This is a genomic window from Streptomyces sp. NPDC017529 (genome assembly GCF_044329785.1).
In the GTDB taxonomy this organism is placed as follows: Bacteria; Actinomycetota; Actinomycetes; order Streptomycetales; family Streptomycetaceae; genus Streptomyces.
Genome location: NZ_JBIRJY010000001.1, coordinates 591,315 through 614,382, shown reverse-complemented (window position 1 = coordinate 614,382; position 23,068 = coordinate 591,315). Strand labels below are relative to the sequence as shown.

Annotated in this window: 19 protein-coding genes and 1 tRNA gene; 11 read left to right on the top strand and 9 right to left on the bottom strand. The window is 74.7% G+C overall.

Annotated features, from left to right (window positions below; all coding sequences use genetic code 11):
• The first annotated feature begins 53 nt into the window (after positions 1 to 53).
• Both ACH4K4_RS02300 and ACH4K4_RS02295 read left to right on the top strand, forming a co-directional pair.
• A complete protein-coding gene (locus tag ACH4K4_RS02300; protein WP_398164153.1) occupies positions 54 to 1,367 on the top strand; it encodes a M14 family metallocarboxypeptidase in 1,314 nt (437 codons plus the stop codon).
• A gap of 110 nt (positions 1,368 to 1,477) precedes the next feature.
• Complete coding sequence (locus ACH4K4_RS02295; protein WP_398164513.1) at positions 1,478 to 3,172, top strand: BCCT family transporter; 1,695 nt, start codon at positions 1,478 to 1,480, stop codon at positions 3,170 to 3,172.
• Here ACH4K4_RS02295 and ACH4K4_RS02290 read toward each other — a convergent pair.
• On the bottom strand, positions 3,169 to 3,537 hold the full coding sequence (locus ACH4K4_RS02290) for a hypothetical protein (protein ID WP_398164152.1): 369 nt from the start codon (positions 3,535 to 3,537) through the stop codon (positions 3,169 to 3,171). The two genes, ACH4K4_RS02295 and ACH4K4_RS02290, sit on opposite strands and share 4 nt — an antisense overlap.
• Before the next feature lie 204 nt (positions 3,538 to 3,741).
• Positions 3,742 to 4,704, bottom strand: a complete 963-nt coding sequence (locus ACH4K4_RS02285; protein WP_398164151.1) for an FAD-dependent oxidoreductase — start codon at positions 4,702 to 4,704, stop codon at positions 3,742 to 3,744.
• 137 nt (positions 4,705 to 4,841) lie between these two features.
• On the opposite strand from ACH4K4_RS02285, the gene ACH4K4_RS02280 reads away from it, so the two are divergent.
• From ACH4K4_RS02280 to ACH4K4_RS02270, 3 genes are all read left to right on the top strand, one after another.
• On the top strand, positions 4,842 to 5,879 hold the full coding sequence (locus ACH4K4_RS02280) for an oxidoreductase (protein WP_398164150.1): 1,038 nt from the start codon (positions 4,842 to 4,844) through the stop codon (positions 5,877 to 5,879).
• A gap of 269 nt (positions 5,880 to 6,148) precedes the next feature.
• Positions 6,149 to 8,146 (top strand): FUSC family protein, encoded by a 1,998-nt coding sequence (locus tag ACH4K4_RS02275; RefSeq protein WP_398164149.1) that lies wholly within the window; start codon positions 6,149 to 6,151, stop codon positions 8,144 to 8,146.
• Positions 8,147 to 8,320: 174 nt separating this feature from the next.
• Entirely contained in the window at positions 8,321 to 8,548 is a 228-nt protein-coding gene (locus ACH4K4_RS02270; protein WP_398164148.1) for a hypothetical protein, read from the top strand.
• Positions 8,549 to 8,593: 45 nt separating this feature from the next.
• Here ACH4K4_RS02270 and ACH4K4_RS02265 read toward each other — a convergent pair whose 3' ends face one another.
• The 3 genes from ACH4K4_RS02265 to ACH4K4_RS02255 form a co-directional block, all read right to left on the bottom strand.
• Complete coding sequence (locus ACH4K4_RS02265) at positions 8,594 to 11,026, bottom strand: Tex family protein (protein ID WP_398164147.1); 2,433 nt, start codon at positions 11,024 to 11,026, stop codon at positions 8,594 to 8,596.
• Positions 11,027 to 11,186: 160 nt separating this feature from the next.
• Positions 11,187 to 11,924, bottom strand: a complete 738-nt coding sequence (locus ACH4K4_RS02260; protein ID WP_398164146.1) for an SAM-dependent methyltransferase — start codon at positions 11,922 to 11,924, stop codon at positions 11,187 to 11,189.
• A gap of 99 nt (positions 11,925 to 12,023) precedes the next feature.
• Positions 12,024 to 12,893 carry a hypothetical protein gene (locus ACH4K4_RS02255; protein WP_398164145.1) on the bottom strand — a complete coding sequence of 290 codons (870 nt, stop codon included), beginning with the start codon at positions 12,891 to 12,893 and terminating at the stop codon, positions 12,024 to 12,026.
• Between the two features lie 168 nt (positions 12,894 to 13,061).
• On the opposite strand from ACH4K4_RS02255, the gene ACH4K4_RS02250 reads away from it, so the two are divergent.
• Together ACH4K4_RS02250 and ACH4K4_RS02245 are read left to right on the top strand one after the other, a co-directional pair.
• Complete coding sequence (locus tag ACH4K4_RS02250) at positions 13,062 to 14,030, top strand: GlxA family transcriptional regulator (RefSeq protein ID WP_398164143.1); 969 nt, start codon at positions 13,062 to 13,064, stop codon at positions 14,028 to 14,030.
• A 66-nt stretch (positions 14,031 to 14,096) separates the two neighbouring features.
• On the top strand, positions 14,097 to 14,735 hold the full coding sequence (locus ACH4K4_RS02245) for a DJ-1/PfpI family protein (protein WP_398164141.1): 639 nt from the start codon (positions 14,097 to 14,099) through the stop codon (positions 14,733 to 14,735).
• Here ACH4K4_RS02245 and ACH4K4_RS02240 read toward each other — a convergent pair.
• Together ACH4K4_RS02240 and ACH4K4_RS02235 are read right to left on the bottom strand one after the other, a co-directional pair.
• Entirely contained in the window at positions 14,719 to 16,812 is a 2,094-nt protein-coding gene (locus ACH4K4_RS02240) for a hypothetical protein (protein WP_398164140.1), read from the bottom strand. The genes ACH4K4_RS02245 and ACH4K4_RS02240 overlap by 17 nt on opposite strands.
• A gap of 189 nt (positions 16,813 to 17,001) precedes the next feature.
• A complete protein-coding gene (locus tag ACH4K4_RS02235) occupies positions 17,002 to 17,754 on the bottom strand; it encodes an enoyl-CoA hydratase/isomerase family protein (RefSeq protein ID WP_398164138.1) in 753 nt (250 codons plus the stop codon).
• Positions 17,755 to 17,809: 55 nt separating this feature from the next.
• On the opposite strand from ACH4K4_RS02235, the gene ACH4K4_RS02230 reads away from it, so the two are divergent.
• The 4 genes from ACH4K4_RS02230 (at position 17,810) to ACH4K4_RS02215 (ending at position 20,981) form a co-directional block, all read left to right on the top strand.
• On the top strand, positions 17,810 to 19,462 hold the full coding sequence (locus tag ACH4K4_RS02230) for an ABC-F family ATP-binding cassette domain-containing protein (protein ID WP_398164137.1): 1,653 nt from the start codon (positions 17,810 to 17,812) through the stop codon (positions 19,460 to 19,462).
• Between the two features lie 65 nt (positions 19,463 to 19,527).
• Positions 19,528 to 19,601 (top strand) — tRNA-Met (locus ACH4K4_RS02225).
• A gap of 117 nt (positions 19,602 to 19,718) precedes the next feature.
• Complete coding sequence (locus tag ACH4K4_RS02220; RefSeq protein WP_398164136.1) at positions 19,719 to 20,378, top strand: HdeD family acid-resistance protein; 660 nt, start codon at positions 19,719 to 19,721, stop codon at positions 20,376 to 20,378.
• Between the two features lie 105 nt (positions 20,379 to 20,483).
• On the top strand, positions 20,484 to 20,981 hold the full coding sequence (locus ACH4K4_RS02215; RefSeq protein ID WP_398164134.1) for an ATP-binding protein: 498 nt from the start codon (positions 20,484 to 20,486) through the stop codon (positions 20,979 to 20,981).
• Here ACH4K4_RS02215 and idi read toward each other — a convergent pair.
• Both idi and ACH4K4_RS02205 read right to left on the bottom strand, forming a co-directional pair.
• Positions 20,956 to 21,564: an isopentenyl-diphosphate Delta-isomerase gene (gene idi / locus ACH4K4_RS02210; RefSeq protein ID WP_398164133.1), complete on the bottom strand. Its 609-nt coding sequence runs from the start codon at positions 21,562 to 21,564 to the stop codon at positions 20,956 to 20,958. The genes ACH4K4_RS02215 and idi overlap by 26 nt on opposite strands.
• A gap of 57 nt (positions 21,565 to 21,621) precedes the next feature.
• A complete protein-coding gene (locus ACH4K4_RS02205) occupies positions 21,622 to 22,542 on the bottom strand; it encodes a cation diffusion facilitator family transporter (RefSeq protein ID WP_398164511.1) in 921 nt (306 codons plus the stop codon).
• Positions 22,543 to 23,068 lie beyond the last annotated feature (526 nt).

Sequence of the window (23,068 nt, the reverse complement as noted above, 5' to 3'; positions counted from 1 at the left end):
CGCCCGCTTCCTCCACCGTCCGCCCCACCGTCCGACACCGGAGGCACCCCCTCGTGTCCACTCTCTCCCGCGGCCTCGCCCTCGGGGCGCTGGCCGCCGCACTCACCGTGTCCCTGCCGGCCTCGCCACCCGCCGGGGCCGCCGGACCGCGGCCGCCCCGCACCGGCTTCGAGACCAGCGACGGCGCCCGCTGGACCACCCAGCCGGAGGAGCGGGACTTCCTCGCCGCCGTCGACCGGGCCGGCGACCGCGTGCGCATGGACCGGATCGGCACGACCGCGCAGGGCCGCCCGCTCCGGCTGGTACGCATCGGCGCGCCGGCCCCCGCGAGCGCCGACGGCGTACGGCACGGCAACACGGTCCTGCTGATCTGCTCGCAACACGGCGACGAGCCGTCCGGACGGGAGGCGTGCCTGTCCACGGTCCGCGATCTCGCCTTCGCCCGGGACCGGGCCACCCGGCGCTTCCTGGAACGCACGAGCGTGCTGGTCGTGCCGACCGCCAACCCGGACGGCCGGGCCGCGGACACCCGCGGCAACTCCGCCGGCGCCGACATCAACCGCGACCACCTCGCCCTGAAGACCGCCGAGGCGCGCGCGTTGGCCGCCGTACAGCGCGACTACCGCCCCGACATCGTCTACGACCTGCACGAATACGGACCCACCGTGCCGTACTACATGAAGGACGTGCTGTCCCTGTGGCCGCGCAACCTGAACACGGCGCACGCGGTGCACCGGGAATCGGCCACGCTGTCCGAGAAGTACGTGCGGCCCGGCGCGGCGGCGGCCGGTTTCAGCACCGGCGTCTACGGCATCTGGACCGACCCGGAGACCGGCGAACCGGTCAAGCAGGTGGCCGGTGACGGCCAGGAACGCATCCTGCGCAACACCGCCGGGGTGAAGAACTCCGTCGGGCTCCTCGTGGAGACCCGGGTCGACGCGCTGACCGACGCCGAGAAGGCCGACCCGGCGCTCAACAACCGCCGCCGGGTCACCTCGCAACTGGCCGGGCTGAAGAGCCTGTTCGAATATACGGGCGACCGCAGGGCCCGTATCGAGTCCGCCACCACCCGGGCCCGGGTGGCCGGTTACGCCGACCGGGGGCCGGTCTACCTCGGCGGCGCCGACAACGAACCGCCCGCGCCCGGAAAGGTCCTCGGCGACCCGCCCTGCGCGTACCGCCTCGACGCACGGCAGTACGCCGAGGTCAAGGACGAACTGGTGCTGCACGGCGTGTCCTTGCGCCGGGGCGGGAAGGGCGGTGCCGTGGTGCCGCTGCGCCAGCCGCTGCGCGCCCTGGTTCCGCTGCTGCTGGACGGCCGGGCCGAATATCACCTTACGGCCGCGACTCCGCTCCAGGGCTGCTGAACGCGTCCCGCCGTGTGGTAGGGGGTAACGGGTAGGGAATAACTGGCCAATTGAAAGGTCGACACGTGTCGGACACAGACAAGGACGCGGGCGGCGGGGGAGGCGCGCCGGTGCCGGCCGGCCTCCCCGGCGAGCCGCACCGCACCGGCCCCCCGCAGACCGACCGCGTGGTCTTCGGCGTCACGGCGCTGCTCACCCTCGCCTTCATCGTCTGGGGCGCCACCTCCACCGAGTCGCTCAAGAGCGCCTCGTCGACGATGCTGGACTGGATCATCAAGAACGGCGGCTGGGCCTTCGTGCTCTCCGCCTCCGGCTTCGTGGTCTTCGCCATCTGGCTGGCCGTCAGCAAGTACGGCCGGATCACGCTCGGGAAGGAGGGCGAGCAGCCCGAGTTCCGCACGGTGTCCTGGGTCGCGATGATGTTCAGCGCGGGCATGGGCATCGGCCTGATGTTCTACGGGGTCAGCGAGCCGCTGGGGCACTTCGGCACGCCGCCGCCGGGCACCGACCCCAAGGACGCGGCGCAGGCCATGGACACGGCGCTGGCCACCACGCTCTTCCACTGGACGCTGCACCCCTGGGCGATCTACGCGGTCGTGGGGCTGGCCATCGCGTACAGCTGCTTCCGGCGGGGGAGGCGGCAGACCATAAGCGCGGTGTTCACCCCGCTGATCGGCAAGCGGCGCGCCAACGGCTGGGGCGGGCAGGTCATCGACATCCTGGCCATCTTCGCCACGCTCTTCGGCTCCGCCGCCTCGCTGGGGCTCGGCGCGCTCCAGATCGGCAGCGGCATCAAGGTGCTCGGCTGGATGGACAAGGTCAGCACCACCCTGCTCGTGACCGTCATCGCCGTGCTGACCGTGGCCTTCGTCCTGTCGGCGGTCTCCGGCATCGCCCGGGGCGTCCAGATGCTGTCCAACATCAACATGGTGCTGGCGCTGATCCTGGCCGTCTTCGTCTTCGTCGCCGGGCCGACCATCCTCATCCTGAACATGCTGCCGACCTCCATCGGCACCTTCGTCGGCGAACTGCCGCAGCTCGCCGGCCGCACGGAGGCCAGCAGCGGGGACCAGGTCGGCGACTGGCTGCGCGGCTGGACGGTCTTCTACTGGGCGTGGTGGATCTCCTGGACGCCGTTCGTGGGCATGTTCATCGCCCGGATCAGCCGCGGGCGCACGATCCGGCAGTTCATCGGCGGGGTGATCCTGGTGCCGAGCGTGGTGAGCCTGCTGTGGTTCGCGGTGTTCGGCAGCTCGGCGATGCACCTCCAGGACGCGAAGCGGCTCTCGGGCGAGACCACGCCCGAGGGGCAGCTCTTCGACGTGCTGCACCAGTACCCGGCGGCCACCCTCACGAGCATCCTGGTCATGATCCTCGTCGGGATCTTCTTCGTCTCCGGCGCGGACGCCGCGTCCATCGTGATGGGCACGCTCTCCCAGAAGGGCTCCTTCGAACCGACCCGGCTGGTGGTGGTCTTCTGGGGCGTGGTCACCGGCGCGGTCGCCGCGATCATGCTGCTGATCGGCGGCGGTTCGGACGACGCGCTCACCGGGCTGCAGAACCTGACGATCCTCGTCGCGGTGCCCTTCACCCTGGTGATGATCGCCATGTGCTGGGCGCTGATGAAGGACCTGCGCCGCGATCCGCTGATCGTACGCGGGCAGAAGGGCGAGGAGGCCGTCGGACTGGCCGTCATCGCGGGCGACGAGCGCTACGACGGCGACTTCGAGATCCGCATCGGACCGGGCAACGGAACCACCGGCCCGGCCCCCTCGGCCACGCCCGGCGAGGAGGGCAAGCCCTAGCAGCGCCGTACGGAGCGACATGCCCGGGGGAGGGCCGGCACGGTGGCCGGTCCTCCCTCAGACGGTTCCGGCCGTCCGTGCCACGCGGCGCCGCCACAACACGAAGCCCGTGCCGCCCGGCGCTCGCCCGTGACGAGGACCCGGCCGCTCTTCTGCACGCGCCGGTGGTGGCTGACGACGGTGGCCGGGTAGCTGCCGGGGGCGAGGTCCGGGCGGATGCGGTCGGTGGCGTAGTAGCGCGGATCGGCCCCGTCGGCTGCCTTGCTGTCATCGCGATTGAGACGCACGGGGCGTGGGAAGGCGGGTGAGGTGGCGGTCAGCGCCGTCTCCTCGCCCGGGTCGGGGGACGCGTCCGACCACAGCACGTTGAACGTTCCGCCGGGCTTCCCGCGGAAGTCGGCGTCGCCGGGCCCATTCGGGCGACGCGGACACGGAGAATTCCGGCCGCTTGGCGGGCGCCACGTGAACGGTCGCCTCGGCCACCGGCCGTCCGTCCACCGCGACGAGGAGCGGGTGGCTGCCAGGCCGCGCGGACATCGCGATGGCGGGCCTGGCCTGCCGGGACTCGCTCACGGCGCTCCGTCCGCCGTCAGCCGCAGCACCTCGTCCGCGCAGCCCCACGCCACCGTGACGCCCGCGCCGCCGTGGCCGTAGTTGTGGACGCACAGGGCGCCGTTCGGCAGGCGTTCCGCTTCGAGGCGCACGGCGGTGCGGGCGGGGCGCAGGCCCACCCGGTGGGCCAGGACGCGGGCGTGTGCCAGTTTCGGGTGGACGAGCGCGCAGCGTTCCACGATCGCCCGGGCGGCCGCCGGGTCCGGTTCACGCGACCAGGCGCCCTCCCGCGCGGTGCCGCCGAGCACCACCCCGTACGGCTGCGGCAGGACGTACGTCATGGTCTCGGCGTGTCCGGCGGCCGACACGAACCACTCCTCGATGCCGGGATTCTCCGCGATCACCACCTGCCCCTGGACCGGGTGCACCGCCACGTCCGGGACCAGTTCGCGGGCGCCGAGGCCGGAGCAGTTCACGACCGTGCCGGCCTCACGGGCGGCCTCCGCGAGCGAGGTGAACGGGTGCCGTTGCAGGGTCCCGCCGGCGGCCGCCAGCCGCTGCTCCAGATATCGCAGATGGGCGGGCATGTCCACCAGCGGCATCCGGGCGCGCCACCCGGGGCCGAAGCCCCGGGGCAGCTCGTCCGGCGTGGCCCGGCGCAGCCCCGGCACCGCCGCGTGCCACCCGTCCGGGCCGTCGCCGGCCTCGGCCACCGTGCCCGGCACCATCCGCACGCCGGTCTGCGCCGGGCGCGCCGCGAGTTCGGCGAGCACGTGGAGGGAGCGGACGGACCAGGCCACCGCCCGGTCCTCGGGCCGTACCCGGTAGGGCCAGCACAGGCCGCCCGCCACGGCGGAGGCGGTGTCCAGGGCCGGATCCCGGCTGACGACCCGTACCGCGCGCCCGCTCTCCGCCAGCCCGACGGCGGTCGTCAGGCCGATCACCCCGCCACCGATCACGATCACATCGCTCGTCGTCATGTCCGGACGCTATCCGCTGCGTCCGCCGGGGGCGACGGTCCGGCGGGGCGTACGGAGGCGGATTCCGGAATGATCGCCTCCATCTGAATTGCCCGATGCCGGGCTCATATCGGCGGTCGCGTGGGGATACTCGGGACATGGCTGCGCAGCACGCGACATTCGGACTGGCCCCCGCCACGCGCGCCGGAGCGGTCCTGTCCAACGGCGCGTACGAAGTCCACCGCGACTTCCTGGACTTCATCGTCGACGGCAGACCGCTCCTGCTGCGCCTGGCCGACCTCGACGCGGTCTCCCCGCTCGCCGCCGACCTGGGGCCGTCCCTCTTCACCGCGCACGTCCGGCGGCTGCTCCTGGAGGAAGAGGCTCCGCTCGCCGGCGGGCGGTACGTCCTCTACGGGTGCCCGGAGTGCGAGGGGCTGGAGTGCGGGGCGGTCACCGCCGTCATCGAGCGCGACGGCGCCGACATCGTCTGGCGGGACTTCGCCTGGCAGACGGGGGAGGCCGCGGACCTGGCCCGCGACGGCTACCCGGGCATCGGCCCGTTCCGCTTCCACGGCGCGCAGTACCGCGCCGAGCTGGAACGCCTGCTGGCCGACGGCGGCCCCGCGCCCGGCGCGGCGGCGGCCCGGCGCGTCCTGCTGGTCGGGCAGCGGGTCGCGCTCCCGGCCAGGCTGGCGGCCGCGCTGCGCGGCATCGGCATCGGCGCGGAGATCAGCCGGGACGCGGCGGGCGCCTCGCCGGACGAACTGCGCTCGTACGGCGCGGTGGCCTTCGGGAGCGCGATGGGGGAGGCGGAGCGGGCGGCCGTGCGGGCCGCGTTCGCGGCGGCGGGCTCCTCCGCGGTGTTCGTGGACCTGCCGGTGCCGGTCGTCCCGCTGCTCGTCGCGCTCGTCGAGCAGGCGCTGGACCGCTGTCCGCAGGACCAGCGGCTGCTGCTGCGGCTGGCCGCCGTGCGCGGCGAGGTCACGCTCGCGGCGGCCGCGCCGTGCCGGGTCCGGGTCACCGCGTACCGCCTGGACCGCCTCTCGCGCACCAGGACGGCCGAGCTGTTCGCGGGGCAGGTGGCGGCCGGGACGCACCGCCTGGCGGTGGACGCGGGGGCGACCAAGGGGAAGGCGTACGTCGTCGCCCGGTCGGGCGGGAGCGTGTTGGCCGCGGCGGTGGCGGAGGCGTAGGCGGGGTGTACGGGCGCGGTGTGCCGCGGCGCGTTCGACGCGGCTGAATGTGATCTTGACATTCCGGTAACCCGCCGGTCGTGATCCGTACGAATCCGGACCTTAAGCTGGTCATCGGCACCGTCGGCCGATGACGCCCCTCGGACCCCGCACGCTCCCCGGCTCCCGTATGCCGTGTGCCGTCACTCCGTAAGGCGGAACGTACCGGTACATACGGGTACGTACAAATAAGTTCGTCACGCCCTTCATCGGCCGTACCAAGGAGGCCCATGCCCCGCGCCCCGCGCGCCGTGCCCACCTGGCTCGCCCACCCGCTGCGCTGGCAGCGGCTGCCCGTCCCCTGGGCCGCCGTGGCCCGCGGCGCGCTGTGCGCGGGCCCGCTGCTCGGCGCGGGTGTCGCCACCGGCAACCCGGCGGCCGGCGTGCTGGCCGGGCTCGGCTCCATGCTCGCGGGCGTCAACGACCGCCCCGGCACCCGCCGCCGCGGCATCGTGCACATCGGCCTGCCCGCCCTGGCGTCGGCGCTCGGCATGCTGGTGGGCGCCACGCTGCAGGCGGCCGGCGCGGGCTGGTGGGTGGTCCCCGCGCTGTTCGCCGTCGGCTACGTCTCGGGAGCGGGCAGCGTCGCCGGCCCCGTGCGCTCCAACGCGGGCATGCAGATGCTGGCCAGCACCGTCCTCGGCGCGGGCATGCCGCTGTCCGGGGCCCCGTGGCTCAAGGCCCTCTACCTGCTCGCCGGCTGCCTCTGGCTGCTCCTGCTGCGCCTGGTCCTCCACCCGCCCCGCCCGGTCGGCGGGCCGCTCAGCGGCGAGCGGGCGGCCGTCGCCACCGTCTTCGACGCACTCGCGGACGCGCTCGAAGCCGTCGGCGGGCCCGGCGCCGAAGCGGCCAGGCGCCGGCTCACCGCCGCCCTCGACCGCGCCGACGAGGCACTGCGGCTGCGCCGGCTGCTGCGCCGCCGCCCCCGCGCCGGCGAACGGCTGCTCGCCGAGCGGCTGGCCGCGGGCACCGCGCTGTGCGAGGCCAGCGTCGCGCTGCTGTGGGAGGCCAGGCCGGTGCCGGCCAGGGTCGCCGAGAGCCCGCGCCGGTTCGCCGACGCGCTGCGCACCGGGCGGCCACCGGGCAGGCTCTCCGCGCCGGAGAGCAGTTCCCCGGCCCGCGGCGCCTTCGACCGCGCCCTCCTGGAGGCCGCGGTCGTCTTCGCCCGTACGGAACCGCTGGACGCCGCCGGAGCCGACGGCGGTCCCGCGGCGATCTCGGGGGCCGTGCCCGCGCCGCCCCGCCGCCGCTTCGCCGCGCTCCGCCGGCCGGCCGGTCCCGCCGCCCGGCGCGGCCGCGGCGTGTTCGGGCCCGCCGGGCGCGACTACGGGCTGCGGGTCGGCCTGTGCATCGCCGCGAGCGCGGCGGTGGCCCTCGCGCTCCGCGCCGAGCACTGGTACTGGCTGCCGGCCACCGTCACCTTCCTCGTCAAGCCGGACCTGGGCCCGCTCTTCTCCCGTACGGTGAATCGTTTCGCCGGCACCGTCGCGGGCGTGCTGGTCTTCGCGGGGGCGGGCGCGGCGCTGAACGGGACCGGGTCCTGGTGGCCGGCGCTGGTCGCCGGGGCCGGCGGCGCGCTGCTGCCGTTCGCCACCCGCCACTTCGCGCTGCAAACCGTCGCGATCACCCTCATGGTGCTGTCGTTCGTGCACGTCAGCGGCGACCCGCAGGCCGCGCTGGAACGGATCGTGGACACCTCGGCCGCCTGCGGCCTGGTGCTCGTCGTCGGCCACCTGCCGCGGCTCGGCGATCCGCGCCGCCGCGTCGGCCAGCGGGTCACCGCGGCGCTGCGCGGCATCGAGGCGTACCTGGCGGAGGTGCTCAGGACCGAGCCGGGGCACGACAGGGGCGAGCGGCTGGTGCTGCGCCGGGCGGCCTACCGGGCGCTGGGGGAGGCCCGCGGTGCGGCCGAGACCGCGGCCGCCGAACTCCTCGCGGCACGCGGCCGCAACCCGGACTGGCTCACGGTCGTCACCGCCGCCGAACGCATCGTCGACGCGGCCACGGCCTGCGCCGTACGCCTCGACCACGGCGCCCGCCGCCCGACACAGCAGGAGGCCCGGCGGCTGCGTGCGGCGCTGACCGCCATGGCGGACGCCCTGGAGGACCCGGCCAGGCCGGGACCGCCCGCGCTCGCGGCGCAGATCCCGCCCGTACCGGGCTGCGCGACGCTCACCGACGTCGCCGCCGAACTGGAACGCATCCGGGGCTACGCGGGCGCGGCCTGAACCCGCCCGCAGCGGGTACGCGGCGGACCGGGGACACGCGCCGGGCACGGCCGCCGCCGGCCGCCACCCGCTTGGCACGCCGGGCATGCCGACGCGGCCGGGCCGGTGCGGTACTGGAGGGGCCGGGCGGCACCGCCGCGGCGCCACCGATTCCACCGCGAGCCGGGAGCCAGCATGGACGACAAGTCGAAGAACCGCCCCGAACGGGAGCGCCGGGCAGAGCGCGCGGCACAGGAGGACGCGCCCGCCGCCCCGGACCGCAGCGCCGGCGAGGCCGCGGGCGTCGGGGAGAGCTACGTGTCGCAGGAAGACGGCCGCTGGGTGAGCCACGTGGGCCCTTCGGGCACCGGGAAGCACCGCCGGGCCCCCGGCCCGGTACCGCGCGAGGACCGGTCCGGGTGACCCGGGCGGCCGGGACCGGCCCGTACCGGTCCCGGCCGCGTCCGCTCAGCGCCCGCCGCGCTCCTTGCCGAGGAGGCCGGCGCGGCGCAGGGCGTCGGCCATGGCGCCGTTCGCCGGGGCCGCGTCCCGCTGGCCGCCGCGGCGCTCGTTGCCGCCCTGGCGCTGCCGGGGCGTGCCGCCGCGCTGCTGCCGGCCTTCCCGGTCGCCGCGGCGGGCGTCGCGCGGCGCGCCCGCGCGCTGCCCGCCGTCGGCCGCGCCGCCGCCCTTGCCCGGCTCGTCGTCCAGCCGCAGCGTCAGCGAGATCCGCTTGCGCGGGATGTCGACGTCCATCACCTTCACCCGCACGATGTCGCCGGGCTTGACCACGTCGCGCGGGTCCTTGACGAAGGTCTTCGACATGGCGGAGACGTGCACCAGGCCGTCCTGGTGGACACCGACGTCGACGAACGCGCCGAAGGCGGCGACGTTGGTGACCACCCCTTCCAGGAGCATCCCGGCCCGGAGGTCGCCGATCTTCTCCACGCCCTCCTTGAAGGTGGCCGTCTTGAAGACCGGGCGCGGGTCGCGGCCCGGCTTCTCCAACTCCTGGAGGATGTCGGTGACGGTCGGCAGGCCGAAGGAGTCGTCGACGAAGTCGGCGGGCCTCAGCGTGCGCAGCACCGCCGTGTTGCCGATCAGCGAGGACACCTCGCCGCCCGCCGTCCGCACCATCCGCCGCACCACCGGGTACGCCTCCGGGTGCACGCTGGACGCGTCGAGCGGGTCCTCACCGTCGCGGATGCGCAGGAAGCCCGCGCACTGCTCGTACGCCTTCGGGCCCAGCCGCGCCACGTCCTTGAGGGCCTTGCGGGCCTTGAAGGGGCCGTTGGTGTCGCGGTGCGCCACGATGTTCTCGGCCAGCCCCGAGCTGATGCCGGACACCCGCGACAGCAGCGGCGCCGAGGCGGTGTTGACGTCCACGCCGACGCCGTTCACACAGTCCTCGACCACGGCGTCCAGCGAGCGCGACAGCTTCACCTCGGACAGGTCGTGCTGGTACTGGCCGACGCCGATCGACTTCGGGTCGATCTTGACCAGTTCGGCCAGCGGGTCCTGGAGGCGGCGCGCGATCGAGACGGCGCCGCGCAGCGACACGTCGAGGTCCGGCAGTTCCTGCGAGGCGAAGGCCGAGGCCGAGTACACCGAGGCGCCCGCCTCGGAGACCATCACCTTGGTCAGCTTCAGCTCCGGCTGCGCCGCGATCAGGTCGGCGGCCAGCTTGTCGGTCTCGCGGGACGCGGTGCCGTTGCCGATGGCGATCAGCTCGACGGCGTGCTCCCGGGCCAGCCGCGCCAGCGTGGCCAGCGACTGGTCCCACTTCTGCTGCGGCACGTGCGGGTAGATCGTCTCCGTCGCCGCGACCTTGCCGGTCGCGTCCACGACGGCGACCTTCACGCCCGTACGGAAGCCGGGGTCCAGGCCCATCGTGGCGCGGGTGCCGGCGGGCGCCGCCAGCAGCAGGTCGCGCAGGTTGGACGCGAAGACCCGTACCGCCTCGTCCTCGGCGGCCTGCCGCAGCCGCAGACGCAGGTCGATGCCGAGGTGGACCAGGACGCGGGTACGCCAGGCCCAGCGCACGGTGTCCTTGAGCCACTTGTCGGCCGGCCGGCCGCGGTCGGCGATGCCGAACTTGCGGGCGATGGACTGCTCGTAGGAGGTGGTGCCCTCGACCGGCTCGGTGTCCGGCTCCAGCGCGAGGTCGAGGACCTCCTCCTTCTCACCGCGCAGCATCGCCAGGACGCGGTGTGACGGCAGCGCGGTGAAGGGCTCGGCGAAGTCGAAGTAGTCGGCGAACTTCGCGCCCGCCTCCTCCTTGCCCTCGCGGACCTTCGCCGCCACCCGGCCCCGCGTCCACATGCGCTCGCGCAGCTCGCCGATCAGGTCGGCGTCCTCGCTGAACCGTTCGGTCAGGATGGCCCGCGCGCCCTCCAGGGCGGCGGCCGGGTCGGCGACGCCCCTGTCCGCGTCCACGAACGCCGCCGCGGCGGCCGCCGGCTCCACCGACGGGTCGGCCAGCAGGCCGTCCGCCAGCGGTTCGAGGCCCGCCTCGCGCGCGATCTGCGCCTTGGTGCGCCGCTTGGGCTTGAAGGGCAGGTAGATGTCCTCCAGGCGGGCCTTGGACTCCGCGCCGCGGATCTGCGCCTCCAGCGCGGCGTCCAGCTTGCCCTGGGACCGGACGGACTCCAGGATCGCGGTGCGCCGCTCCTCCAGCTCCCGCAGATAGCGCAGCCGCTCCTCCAACGCGCGCAGCTGCGCGTCGTCGAGCATCTCGGTCGCTTCCTTGCGGTACCGGGCGATGAAGGGCACGGTCGAACCGCCGTCGAGCAGTTCGACCGCGGCCTTCACCTGCCGCTCCCTGACGCCGAGCTCGCCGGCGATCCTCGCTTCGATGGATCCGATGGTCCCGGACGCCCCGTTGGCCTCGGTGGATGCCGTCACGTTGATTCCTGCCCCGCCTTCCAGCGCTTGCTTGAGCCTGCATTGTGCAGGTTGCCGGGCCGCACTGTCGCGCGACCCGGGCCACCGCGGCGAGGTGTGAGAAGCCGCACGCACGACGGGCGGTACGTGCGGGGCGTACGGCCGGGCGTGTGGCAGGCGTTCAGCCGGCGGTGCGGCGCAGGACCAGGCTGACGAAGCCCCAGCTGTCGCGGTAGCAGCGCAGCCATTCCGTACGGTGCGCGTCGGCCGCGGCGAGCGCTTGGTCGCGGTCGGGCCCCGCGGGGCGGTCCAGCGCCCACGATGCCAGCGACCCCGTCCAGGACCATTCGTAGGCGTCCAGTTCCCGGCGGGTGCTGACGTGCCCGTGGACCGGCGTCCACCCGTCGGCGGTGACGCGCTCCAGCGTGGTCGCCAGGTCGGCGAAGTCGCCGAGCAGCTCCACGGCCTCGGCGGACGGCGTGCGTTCCCAGAACCCGTCACCGACCAGGACGCGCCCGCCGGGAGCCAGGTGCCGCCGCGCCGCCGCCAGGGTCGGCGGCAGGCCGCCGAAGGCGTGTGCGGCCCCGACGCTGACCACCAGGTCGAACGCGTGCGGGGCGGCGAACTCCGCGGCGTCCGCGTGGTGCAGGACGAGCCGGCCGGCCACCCCTCGCTCCTCCGCGGCCGCGCGGGCGTCCGCCAGGGAGACCTCGCTGACGTCGACCCCTTCGGCCCGCAGTCGCGGGTACCGGGCCAGCGCGCGCAGCAGCCACTCCCCGCCGCCGCAGCCGAGGTCGAGTACGCGCTCGTCGCCACGCGGGACGCCGTGCTCCAGGAGGAGGCGTACCGAGTCGTCGTCGAGCGGGGACGCGACCGGGTGGCGGGCATGGGCGATCCGGGAGATCCGCTGACGGTCCATCGGCGCAGCCTGGCAGCGGCGGCCGGTCCCGCGCACCCGGTTTTCCTCGTGCGCGGGACACCGCCAGGCCGGGGAGCCGGTGTCGTCACCCCGGCCGGATCAGCCCTTGCCGAAGAGGTCGGCGGGGAACGCGCCCGCCTCCACCGCGGTCTGGGTGAACCCGGCGGCCAGCTCGGTGAGCCGGGCCACGCCCGCCGCGCCCAAGTGCTCGTACGGCGCCCTGTCCAGCCGGTCCGTGGTGTCCTCCAGGTCCGCGCGCAGCCGGGTGCCCGCCTCGGTCAGCGCACCCGCACCGTCCAGGAGGCCGCGCCCGCGCAGCCTCTCCTCCGCCGCCTGCCAGTCCTCCAGCGACCAGCCGCGGGTCGCCAGCACCCACTTGCGGCTCGCGCCGCGGTCGCTGGCGGTGTGCGTGACCAGCGCCTCCACGCCGTCCAGCTCGGCGTCCAGCAGAGCCACCAGGTGGCCGTCGCCGCGGTGCTCGCGCAGCAGCGTCGCCGCGTGCCAGTAGGCGAGGTGCGGGGCCTCCGGGACCGGCAGGTCGGCATGCGCGGCGAACAGCGGCCGGGCGTGCCGGGCGCCCGCCTCGGCGGCGCGCAGGGCCAGCCGCGCCGCCTCGGCCATCTCCGGCGACTCCACCGCCGCGTCGCCCAGCAGCCGCCGCAGCGTGCGGTCGGCGGCCCGCAGCCGGGCGGCGAGCACGTCCTCCGGCGTGGCGACGGACCAGATCCGCGGTATGTGCCGGGCGATGAGGTCGTACGAGAAGTTGTAGAAGGTCGCGGCGACGGTGCCGGGGCCCACCGGGCCCATGGCCGCTGCCCGGCCGACGAAGTAGGCGGCGCTGGGGTCCTCCACGCCGAGCTCGGCGAGTTCGGCCGGCAGGTCCGGCGAGAAGTAGACGGTCGAGTGCAGCGGGTTGACGACGTTGTGACAGTGTCGGCCGGCGCGCGCGGGAAGCGAGGTCGTGGTCATGCCCGCAGGTTACCGACCCGTTGGTATGGAGGGGAGGGCAGGCCCGCGGCGGGCCTGCGCGCGACCGCGCCCGGCGGCCGTCCAGGGCGTCCACGCGGGCGCCGATGGCCGTAAAGGTGGGTTATTCGTCATTGCCGCCATCGCGAACGCCCCCGCAGGATGGGCGCCATGGAACAGCGCGACGTGCTGGTCGTCCTCTTCGACGGCGTGCAGAGCCTCGACGTCACCGGCCCGCTGGAGGTCTTCACCCAGGCGGCCCTGCGGGTACCCGGCGCCTACCCGGTCCGCACCGCCTCGCTCGACGGCGCCCCGGTCCGTACGGGCAGCGGGCTGACCGTGACCCCCGACCTCGCGCTGCCCGCCGCGGGGCCGCCGCACACCCTGCTCGTGCCCGGCGGGCGGGGGGCCCGCGAACCCGATGCCCGCCTGGTCGACTGGCTGCGGCTGCACGCGCCCCGGGCCCGCCGCACGGTGTCGGTGTGCACCGGGGCGTTCCTGCTCGCCGCGGCCGGGCTGCTCGACGGCCGCCGGGTGACCACCCACTGGTCCCGGTGCGCCGAGCTGGCCGCCGCCTTCCCGGCCGTACGGGTCGATCCGGAGCCGATCTACGTACGCGACGGCGACGTGGCCACCTCCGCCGGAGTGACGGCGGGCATCGACCTCGCCCTGGCCCTGGTGGAGGAGGACCTCGGCCGCGACCTCGCGCTGGCCGTCGCCCGCCATCTGGTCGTCTTCCTGCGCCGCCCCGGCAACCAGACCCAGTTCAGCGCCCAGCTCGCCGCGCAGACCGCGGACCGGCGCCCGCTGCGCGACGTACAGCAGTGGATCACCGAGAACCCGGCGGCCGACCTGTCCGTGGAAACCCTCGCCGGCCGCGCGGGCCTGTCGCCCCGGCACTTCGCCCGCGCCTTCCGCGCCGAGGTGGGCATGACACCCGGCCGCTACGTCGACCGGGTGCGCCTGGAGGCCGCCCGGCGCCTCCTGGAAGACACCGCCGACGGCGTCGAGGGCATCTCCCGCCGCTGCGGCTACGGCACTCCCGAGGCGATGCGCCGCGCCTTCCTGCGCACGCTGGGCGCCGCACCGGCCGAATACCGCCGCCGCTTCCGGCCCGCGGCCCCGCCGCCGTTCCCCTGACCACCCGCCGCGGCCTCGCCACCACACCCCGGCCTCTTCACCACGCCCGCCACCGAAAGGCACCCCATGCAGATCGCCATCCTCCTCTACGACGGCATCACCGCCCTGGACGCCATCGGCCCGTACGAGACCCTCAGCCGCCTCCCGGGCGCCGAGACCGTCTTCGTCGCCGAGCGCACCGGCGAGCACCGCACCGGCAGCGGCGACCTCGCGCTGACCGCCGACGCCGTGCTGTCCGAGGTCACCGCCCCGGACGTGCTCGTGGTCCCCGGCGGCACCGGCCAGGCCGCGCTGATGGACGACGGGCCGCTGCACGACTGGCTGCGCGCCGTGGACACCCGTACCACCTGGACGACCTCCGTCTGCACCGGCTCCCTGCTGCTCGCCGCCGCGGGCCTCCTCAAGGGCCGCCGCGCCACCTCCCACTGGCTCGCGCTCGACCGGCTCCCCGCCCACGGCGCCGAACCGACCGGCGAGCGCGTCGTCTTCGACGGCAAGTACGTGACGGCGGCGGGCGTGTCCTCCGGCATCGACATGGGCCTCGCGCTGGTGGGCCGGATCGCCGGTGACACCCATGCGCAGACCGTCCAGCTCGGCATCGAATACGACCCGGAACCGCCGTACGACGCGGGCTCGCCCGAGAAGGCCCCCGCCGGGATCACCGCGGCGATGCGGGCCCGGAGCCGGTTCATTCCGGACGGCTGACCTCCGGCGGGCCGCCGCCCTCCAGCTCCTCCTGCCACAGCAGCTCCGTCAGCCGGCCGACCCCGGCGGCCAGATGACGCCGGAACGTCGTCATCGGCAGGCGCAGCAGCTCCGCCGCACGCGCCTGGCTGCCCGCCGGACGCAGATACGTGTGGTGCAGCGCCCGGAAGGCCCGGCGGTCCTGCGGCGACGCCTCCAGCGCGGCCGCCGCCGCGCGCACCGCGTCCCGCAGGGCCGCCGCCCGCTCCCCGGCCCCCGCCTCGTCCGCCGCGCACCGCGCGGCCACCAGGCGCGTCCCCAGCAGCGGGGAGCCCCGCAGGCCGTCCGGCCGCGCGAGGCCGCGCAGCGCGTCCCGTACGGCCTGCGCGAACGCGTCCCGGTCCAGGACGCGCAAGGGGTCCGGCACCACGGGCGGGGCCACGGCGAACGGGTCCTCGGCCCGTTCCCGCTCGGTCAGCATCGACAGCCAGGCCAGCCCCGGCACCCGCCGCCAGTCGTGCGCGAACATCCCGAAGCCGCGCCCGCCGGACGTGAAGTCCGCCGCCGGCAGCCGGGCGAAGTCCACGTACGCGCAGTCCGGCTCCCAGAACTCCGGGTCGGCGAACGGCAGCAGCGTCAGCGCGGGCCGGTCGCCCGTGAGGTAGTGGTGGGTCAGACGCAGCGTGATCAGGGTCTGCACGGGGGAGACGGCCTGGTACTCGTCGCGGCTCATCCAGAAGCGCACCAGCAACGCCCGTTCCCCGCCGCGCAGTGCGCCGTGCGCCGCCAGCCAGCCGCAGGCGGCCCGCACCGCCGGATCGTCTGGGCCGCCGCGCGGCGGGACGCCGGCCAGCCTGATCAGCGTGTAGAAGCCCGCCGCCACCCCGTCCGGACCGCGCACGGTGTACGTCTCGGCCTCCGGGCGCAGCGACCAGTCGTGCACCAGGCCGGCCGCCTCGATGCCCTCGTGGATCGCGGCGATCGTGCACGCCGCCACCAGCTCGCCGCCCGCGACCGGGCCCGGCGAGACGGTGAGCCGGTCCAGCCGGGCCGCCCCGGCGCCACCCCGCGCCACCGGCTCCAGCAGCGGCCCGACAACCGGGCTCTCCCGGTGCAGGTACGCGAAGTCCGCCAGCACCGCCCGCTGCCGCGCCCGGTCGTCCGCCTGGGTGAACAGCCGCTGGTAGTACGCGCTCGCCCGCCGGTGCAGCGCCGCCCGGCGCTCCGGATCGCGCCAGCGCAGCTCCGCGTCCAGCGCGTCCCGTACCAGGTCGTGCGGATACACCCCGCGCGTCCCGCTCTCCACGGCGGACAGCCCGCACAGCCAGTCGAAGTACGGCCGGGCGTCGCCCACTCCGAGGAGCGCGGCGAGCAGCGGCTCGGTCGTCGAGAGCACCTGCGCACACGCCTCCAGCGCGGCCCGGTGCAGCGGCGTGGGCACCGCTTCGAGCAGGCTGGTCAGCAGCGCCCGCACGATCTGCGGCAAAGGACCCGGCCCCACCGCCTCGCCGCCGTGCGCGGCGACGTCCGCCACCAGCGCGAGCGCCAGCGGATAGCCGCGGGCGAAGGCCAGCCCCCGGTCCTGGACGGCACGCGGCACACCGCGGCGGGTGAGCAGGTCCCGGCTGTCCGCCTCGTCCAGCGGACCGATCGGCAGCAGGTGCAGCAGCCCTTGCCATGCCGGGTCCAGGCGCCAGGACAGCGGCGGCGCCGCCCGGCCGGCCAGCGCGACCAGCGCGTCGGCGGGCAGCCGGGGCAGCAGCTCGCGGTGCACGGTGTCGCGCGCCTCGCGCGGGTCGTCCAGGCCGTCGATGAACAGCACCAGGCCGGGCCGGTCCGGAACGCGTTCCCCCAACACCGGCCCCTCCGCCCGCACTTCGGCCGCTTCCAGCCACACCGCGGGCCGCCCGGCGCGCCTGGCGAGCCGGGCGAAGTGGTGGAGCAGCGTGGTCTTGCCGATGCCACCGGGGCCGTGCACGTACACCACCGCGCCGCGCCCGGCGGCCAGCAGCGCGCCGAAGGCCGCGGACTCACCGCGGCGGCCGGCAAAGCCCTCTTCGCGCGCCGCCACGAGCCGGTCGCCCAACCGGTCGGTCACCCGACAAGTATGTGGCCCAAGCGGCCGGAACGGACCCTCGTCGGACGCGCAGCGGACCCGTGACGGGCTGCTTTCCGGCCGCCCGCCGCCGGTAGCTTCCTGGTGTCGGTCCAACCGGCGTCTCGGGGGGAGGCGCCCGGCGCCGGCGACGGACGGCGAAGCGGCCCGAACGTCTCCCCGCGGCCCACATCACCTCGTCGACCAGGTAAAACGCGGCGTCCGGCGTTCGAGGAAAGCGGCGACACCCTCCGCGGTGTCGCCGCTGCCGCGCGCCTGCGCCTCCCAGTGGGCCTCCCGCTCCGCGTCGGCGGCACCGTCCGCGAACTCCTTCGCCGCTGCCTGCGTCAGCTGCGACCGGCTCGCCAGCACGGCCGTGAACCCGGCCACCCGCTTGTCCAGCCCGCCCTCCGGCAGCACCTCGTCCAGCAGCCCGGTGCGCAGCGCACGCGCACAGTCGATCAGCTCACCGGAGAACAGCAGGTACTTCGCGGCCGACGGCCCCACCAGGCGCACCAGCCGCCGGGTCGCGGAGGCCGGGTAGACGATCCCCAGCTTCGCGGGCGTCACCCCGAACAAGGCCCCCTCCTCCGCGAACCGCAGATCGCACGCCGCCGCCAGCTGGCAACCGCCGCCGACGCAGTACCCGCGTATCGCCGCCAGCGTCGGCTTCGGGAACGCCGCGAGCGCCTCCTCCGCGGCCGTCGCCAGCCCCTTCTCCGCCCCCGCCGACCCGCGCAGCGACCCGATGTCCGCGCCGGCGCAGAAGGTGTCGCCCGCGCCGGTCAGCACCAGCACCCGTACGGCACGGTCCGCGGCCAGCCGCTCCAGCAGCGGCGGCAGCTCCCGCCACATCCCCGTCGTCATGGCGTTGCGCTTGGCGGGGTTGCCGAGGGTGACGGTCGCTGTGCCGCCGCTGACGTGCGTGACGATGCCCGGTTCCATGCCCCGGATATTAGAGCGACCGGCCGGCGGGCAGCCCGATACGATCGGCGGCCTGATGTCTGACACCGCTGCCACCCTCGTCGCCAAGTCCCTCGCCGCCGGCCACGGCGAGCGCGTCCTGTTCTCCGGCCTCGACCTGGTGGTCGCCCCCGGGGACGTCGTCGGCCTGGTCGGCGCCAACGGCGCCGGCAAGTCCACGCTGCTGCGCCTGCTGGCCGGGCTGGACACCCCCGAGGAAGGCCGGCTGGCCCTCAGCCCGCCCACCGCCACCGTCGGCCACCTCCCGCAGGAGCCCGACCGCCGCCCCGGGGAGTCGGTACGCGCCTTCCTCGCCCGCCGCACCGGCGTCACAGCGGCCCAGACCGCCCTGGACACCGCCACCCAGGCCCTGGTCGACGGGAAGCCGGGCGCCGACGACGCGTACGCCACCGCCCTGGAGCGCTGGCTCTCGCTCGGCGCCGCCGACCTCGACGAACGCGCCGAGGAGACGGCCGGGCAGCTCGGCCTGGCCGTCGGCCTCGACCAGCCGATGACCTCCCTGTCCGGCGGCCAGGCCGCCCGCGCCTCCCTCGCCTCGCTGCTGCTCTCCCGCTACGACGTCTTCCTGCTGGACGAGCCCACCAACGACCTGGACCTGGACGGACTGGCGCGCTTGGAGGACTTCGTCACCGGCCTGCGCGCCGGCACGGTCCTGGTCAGCCACGACCGCGAGTTCCTGGCCCGCACGGTCGACCGCGTCGTCGAACTGGACCCCGTGCAGCAGCAGGTCAACACCTACGGCGGCGGGTACGTCTCGTACCTGGAGGAGCGCGAGCGGGCCCGGCGGCACGCCCGCGAGGATTACGAGGAGTACGCGGACACCAAGGCCGCCCTCCAGGCCCGCGCCCACCTCCAGCGCAACTGGATGGAGAAGGGCGTCAAGAACGCCCGCCGCAAGGCCACCGACCACGACAAGATCGGCCGGAACGCCCGGGTCGAGGCCACCGAGAAGCAGGCCGCCAAGGCCAAGCAGACCCAGCGCATGATCGAGCGCCTGGAGGTGGTCGAGGAGCCGCGCAAGGAGTGGGAGCTGCGCATGGAGATCGCCGCGGCGCCCCGAGCGGGCGCGGTGGTGGCGACCCTGCGCGGTGCCGAGGTCCGGCGCGGGGACTTCCGCTTCGGCCCGGTGGACCTCCAGATCGACTGGGCGGACCGGGTCGCGATCACCGGCCCCAACGGCTCCGGCAAGTCCACGCTGCTCGCCGCCCTGCTGGGCCGGCTGCCGCTGGACGCCGGGCACGCCTCCCTGGGCCCCGGCGTCGTCGTCGGCGAGGTCGACCAGGCCCGCGGCGCCTTCCTCGGGGACGAGCCGCTGTCGGACGCCTTCCGCGCCGCCGTACCGGAGATGTCCCCGGCCGACGTACGGACGCTGCTCGCCAAATTCGGGCTCAAGGCGTCCCACGTACTGCGGCCCGCCGCCACGCTCTCCCCGGGCGAGCGGACCCGCGCCGCCCTCGCCCTCCTGCAGGGCCGCGGCGTGAACCTCCTGGTCCTGGACGAGCCGACCAACCACCTGGACCTGCCGGCGATCGAGCAGCTGGAGTCCGCGCTCGCCTCCTACCGGGGCACGCTGCTGCTGGTGACGCACGACCGGCGGATGCTGAAAGCGGTGGACACCACGCGCCGCGTCGAGGTCGCGTCCGGGCGGGTCACCGAGCGGACGGTGTGAGAGACCGGGGCCGACCGGCGGATTTGGTGCTCGGCCCGGTCGCCCCGTAGAGTCGGGTTCACCGACGCGGGGTGGAGCAGCTCGGTAGCTCGCTGGGCTCATAACCCAGAGGTCGCAGGTTCAAATCCTGTCCCCGCTACTTCCACGGCAGGCCCGGCGCTTTTCACAAGCGCCGGGCCTGCCGTCGTTTGTGCGCGCTGCCATCTGCCTTCAGAGGAGGTATACCGGGACAAAGGCGTCTGTGAGGAGGGCCGTGATGGCCGGCAGAAGCAGATTCTCGAAGTCCCCGGCGCGGGAACCCTCCCAGCGGACACGACCGGCGGGCGAGCTGAAACGCAGCTTCGGGCTGCTCGCGGTGCTCGGGGCCGTCCTGGTGATCGCGGGGCTGGTGGGCCTGGCGTACGTCGGGTTCGCCACCCTCACCTCGATGCTGCTCTTCGGCTGGCTGCTGCTGGTCGGCGGCGTGGTGGGGCTGCTGCACGCGATCCAGTCGCGCGGGGCCGGCTTCTTCTGGCTCGCGGCGATCGTGGCCGCGCTGAATATCGCGGCGGGCGTGGTCGTCATCCGGCAGCCGGAGGTCGCGGCGGCGGGGCTGACGATGTTCGCGGCGCTGCTCTTCCTCACCGGCGGCGTCTTCCGGCTGGTCGGCGGCGCGGTCGTACGGGGACCGCAGTTCGGCTGGACGCTGGTGCAGGGGGCCTTCGGCATCCTGCTGGGCGTGCTGGTGCTCGGCGACTGGCCGCACAGCAGCCGGTACGTGATCGGCTGCTTCTTCTCCCTCGCGCTGCTCTTCGACGGGCTCGGCCTGATCGCCATGGGCGTCGGTGGCCGCCGGATCGTCGGCATGGTGGCGGGTGGTTCTGCTGCTTCCGGGCAGTCCTTGAACAGCAAACAAAAAGATCAGGACCAGTCGTAGAGACGATCACTGATTGCGGAATCGGTCAGAAGGCGTCGATACAGGCTGACTTCTGTTCAGCGGGTCGGTACGGACCAGCTCAGTACCAACACTCGGAGGGTGAGGATGCCTTCCGGACCCCCCGCCGAACCCCCCGAGGAGCTGGCCGCCCCGTTCGCGTACGAAGGTGTCTGGCGCTTCACCGCACCGGCACTCCAGTCGTCGGTGCCCCAGGCGCGCCACGCGGTCCGGGACCTGCTCGCCGGGCAGCGCGTACCGGCAGCCGGTGAGATCGTCGACGCCCTGCTGCTGATCGTCTCCGAACTGGTCACCAACGCCGTGCAGCACGCCGCGCTGCTCTCCCCGGAGATCACCGTCGAGGTCACCGTCGGCGCCAACTGGGTCCGGGTCGCCGTCGAGGACGACCACCCGTACCGCCCCAAGGCCGTCGAGGCGGACGAAGGAGACGTCGGCGGCCGCGGCCTGTGGCTGGTCAAGATGCTCACGGTCGAGGCGGGCGGCAAGTGCGACGTGCAGCACACGGCGAGCGGCGGCAAGGCGGTCTGGGCCGAACTGCCGCTCGCCCCGGTGGGCGGGACTACCAGCCCGCCGCGGGTCCGGTGAGCTCCCGCACGGCGGGCCTGGCCGCGTCCAGCACGGTCATGAACCACGCCGAGAACGGCGCCTGCGCGTGCCGCTCGGCCAGCTCCTGCGGCGTCACGAACGCGATCTCGCCGACCTCGTCCGGGTCCGGCGCCGGCGCGGCCTGCACCAGCCCCACGAACAGGTGGTTGTACTCCTGCTCCACCAGCCCGGACTCCGGGTCCGGGTGGTTGTAGCGGACGGTACCGGCCTCGCCGAGCAGGGTCGGTGCGAGGCCCAGCTCCTCGGCGGTGCGCCGCGCCGCGGCGGCGAACGGGGTCTCCCCGGGGTAGGGGTGGCCGCAGCAGGTGTTGGACCAGACGCCGGGGGAGTGGTACTTGCCCAGCGCCCGGCGCTGGATCAGCAGCCGCCCCCGGTCGTCGAAGAGGAAGACCGAGAACGCCCGGTGCAGCAGACCGGGGGGCTGGTGCGCGGTGAGCTTCTCCTCGGTGCCGATCGTCGTACCGTCCTCGTCGACCAGCTCCAGCAAGATCGGTTCGGCGGCGACCGGTGGGTTCGCCTCCGTGGTCCCGGCGGTCTGTCCGTTGGCAGGTGTGATCGGCATGCCCATCCTTGTCGTCGGTCTCCTCGCCCGCTCAAGTCTGCCCTAGCCGCGCCCGCATCAGTGGCAGAGCTTCGCCTCGTGCACCGCGTGCCCCGGCGGTTCGAGCTGGAAAGTGCAGTGTTCGACGGCGAAGTGGCCGCTCAGGCAGCTCCGGAGGTCGTGCAGCATTCTCTCGTGGCCCGCCTCGTCCAGCGTCCCCCGGTCGACGACCACGTGGGCGGAGAGCACCGGCAACCCGGAGGTGATCGTCCAAACGTGCAGGTCGTGTACGTCCGCCACGCCCGGCAGCGCCAGCAGGTGCGCCCGTACCTCCCGCATGTCCAAGCCCTTCGGCGCCGCCTCCAGCAGGACGTCCAGGGACTCCCGGAACAGCTTCCAGGTCCGCGGCACGATCATCAGACCGATCACGAGGGACGCGATCGGGTCGGCGGCCGACCAGCCCGTCAGGGTGACCAGCAGCGCCGCCACGACGACCGCCACCGACCCCAGCGCGTCCGCCGCCACCTCCAGGAACGCGCCGCGCACATTCAGGCTCTCGCGCTGCCCGCGCATCAGCAGGGCCAGCGAGACCAGGTTCGCCAGCAGCCCGACGGCACCGAAGACCATGGTCGCGCCGCCCTCGATCTCCACCGGGCGGAAGAACCGGGGGACCGCCGTGCACAGCACGTAACCGCCGACACCGAACAGCAGCAGGGCGTTGGCCACCGCCGCGAGGATCTCGGCACGCGCGAGCCCGAAGGTACGCCGCGGCGACGGCGGCCGGTTGGCGAACCGGATGGCCACCAGCGCCATCGTCAGCCCCACCACGTCGGTGGCCGCGTGCCCGGCGTCGGCCAGCAGCGCCAGCGAGCCGGTGACCGCGCTGCCGACGATCTGGGCGGCCATGACGGTCGCCGTCAGGGCCAGTGCCGCCAGCAGCCGGCCCCGGTACGCGGCCGCCGCGGTGCCGGTCTGCCCGTGCCCGTGTCCCGCGCCCATGCCGTACGCCTCCCGGAGCGTCGCTCCCACGCCACCCGGCGGACGCCGGTGACCCTTGAAGTGAACTACGGGTGGGGGGTATGTGGCAACGCGGCACTGAACACCGTTGTCATGCGCTGACCTGCGAAAACACGCCACGACGGCAACGCTCCCGGCCCGCCCCGCTTCCCGTCCGCCTCCGCTGGGTAAGCCCCCGGTGGGGGAACGTGAGGTTCGATTTGGCCTGTAGGGGCACCGCCCGGCGGCCACCTCGCCCGGGCGTCGCCCACCACCCCGCGCCCGCGCGTCACCCCGCGGCCACCCGCCACCCCGCCCCGGCCCTGCCCGCCACCCCGCCCGGCGGCCCCCGCCCCCGCCCAACCCCCAACGCCCCCGCCCACCCCTGTCGCCCCGGGGCATTCCGCCCACAGCTGGCCAGTGGCCCCATAACCGGCGCGATGTCAGAGCAGCCGTCCGGGGGTCAGTTGTTCCTGAGTGCGTTGATCCACCATGATGATCGCGGCAGGCGCAGCCGTCGGTCACTCGG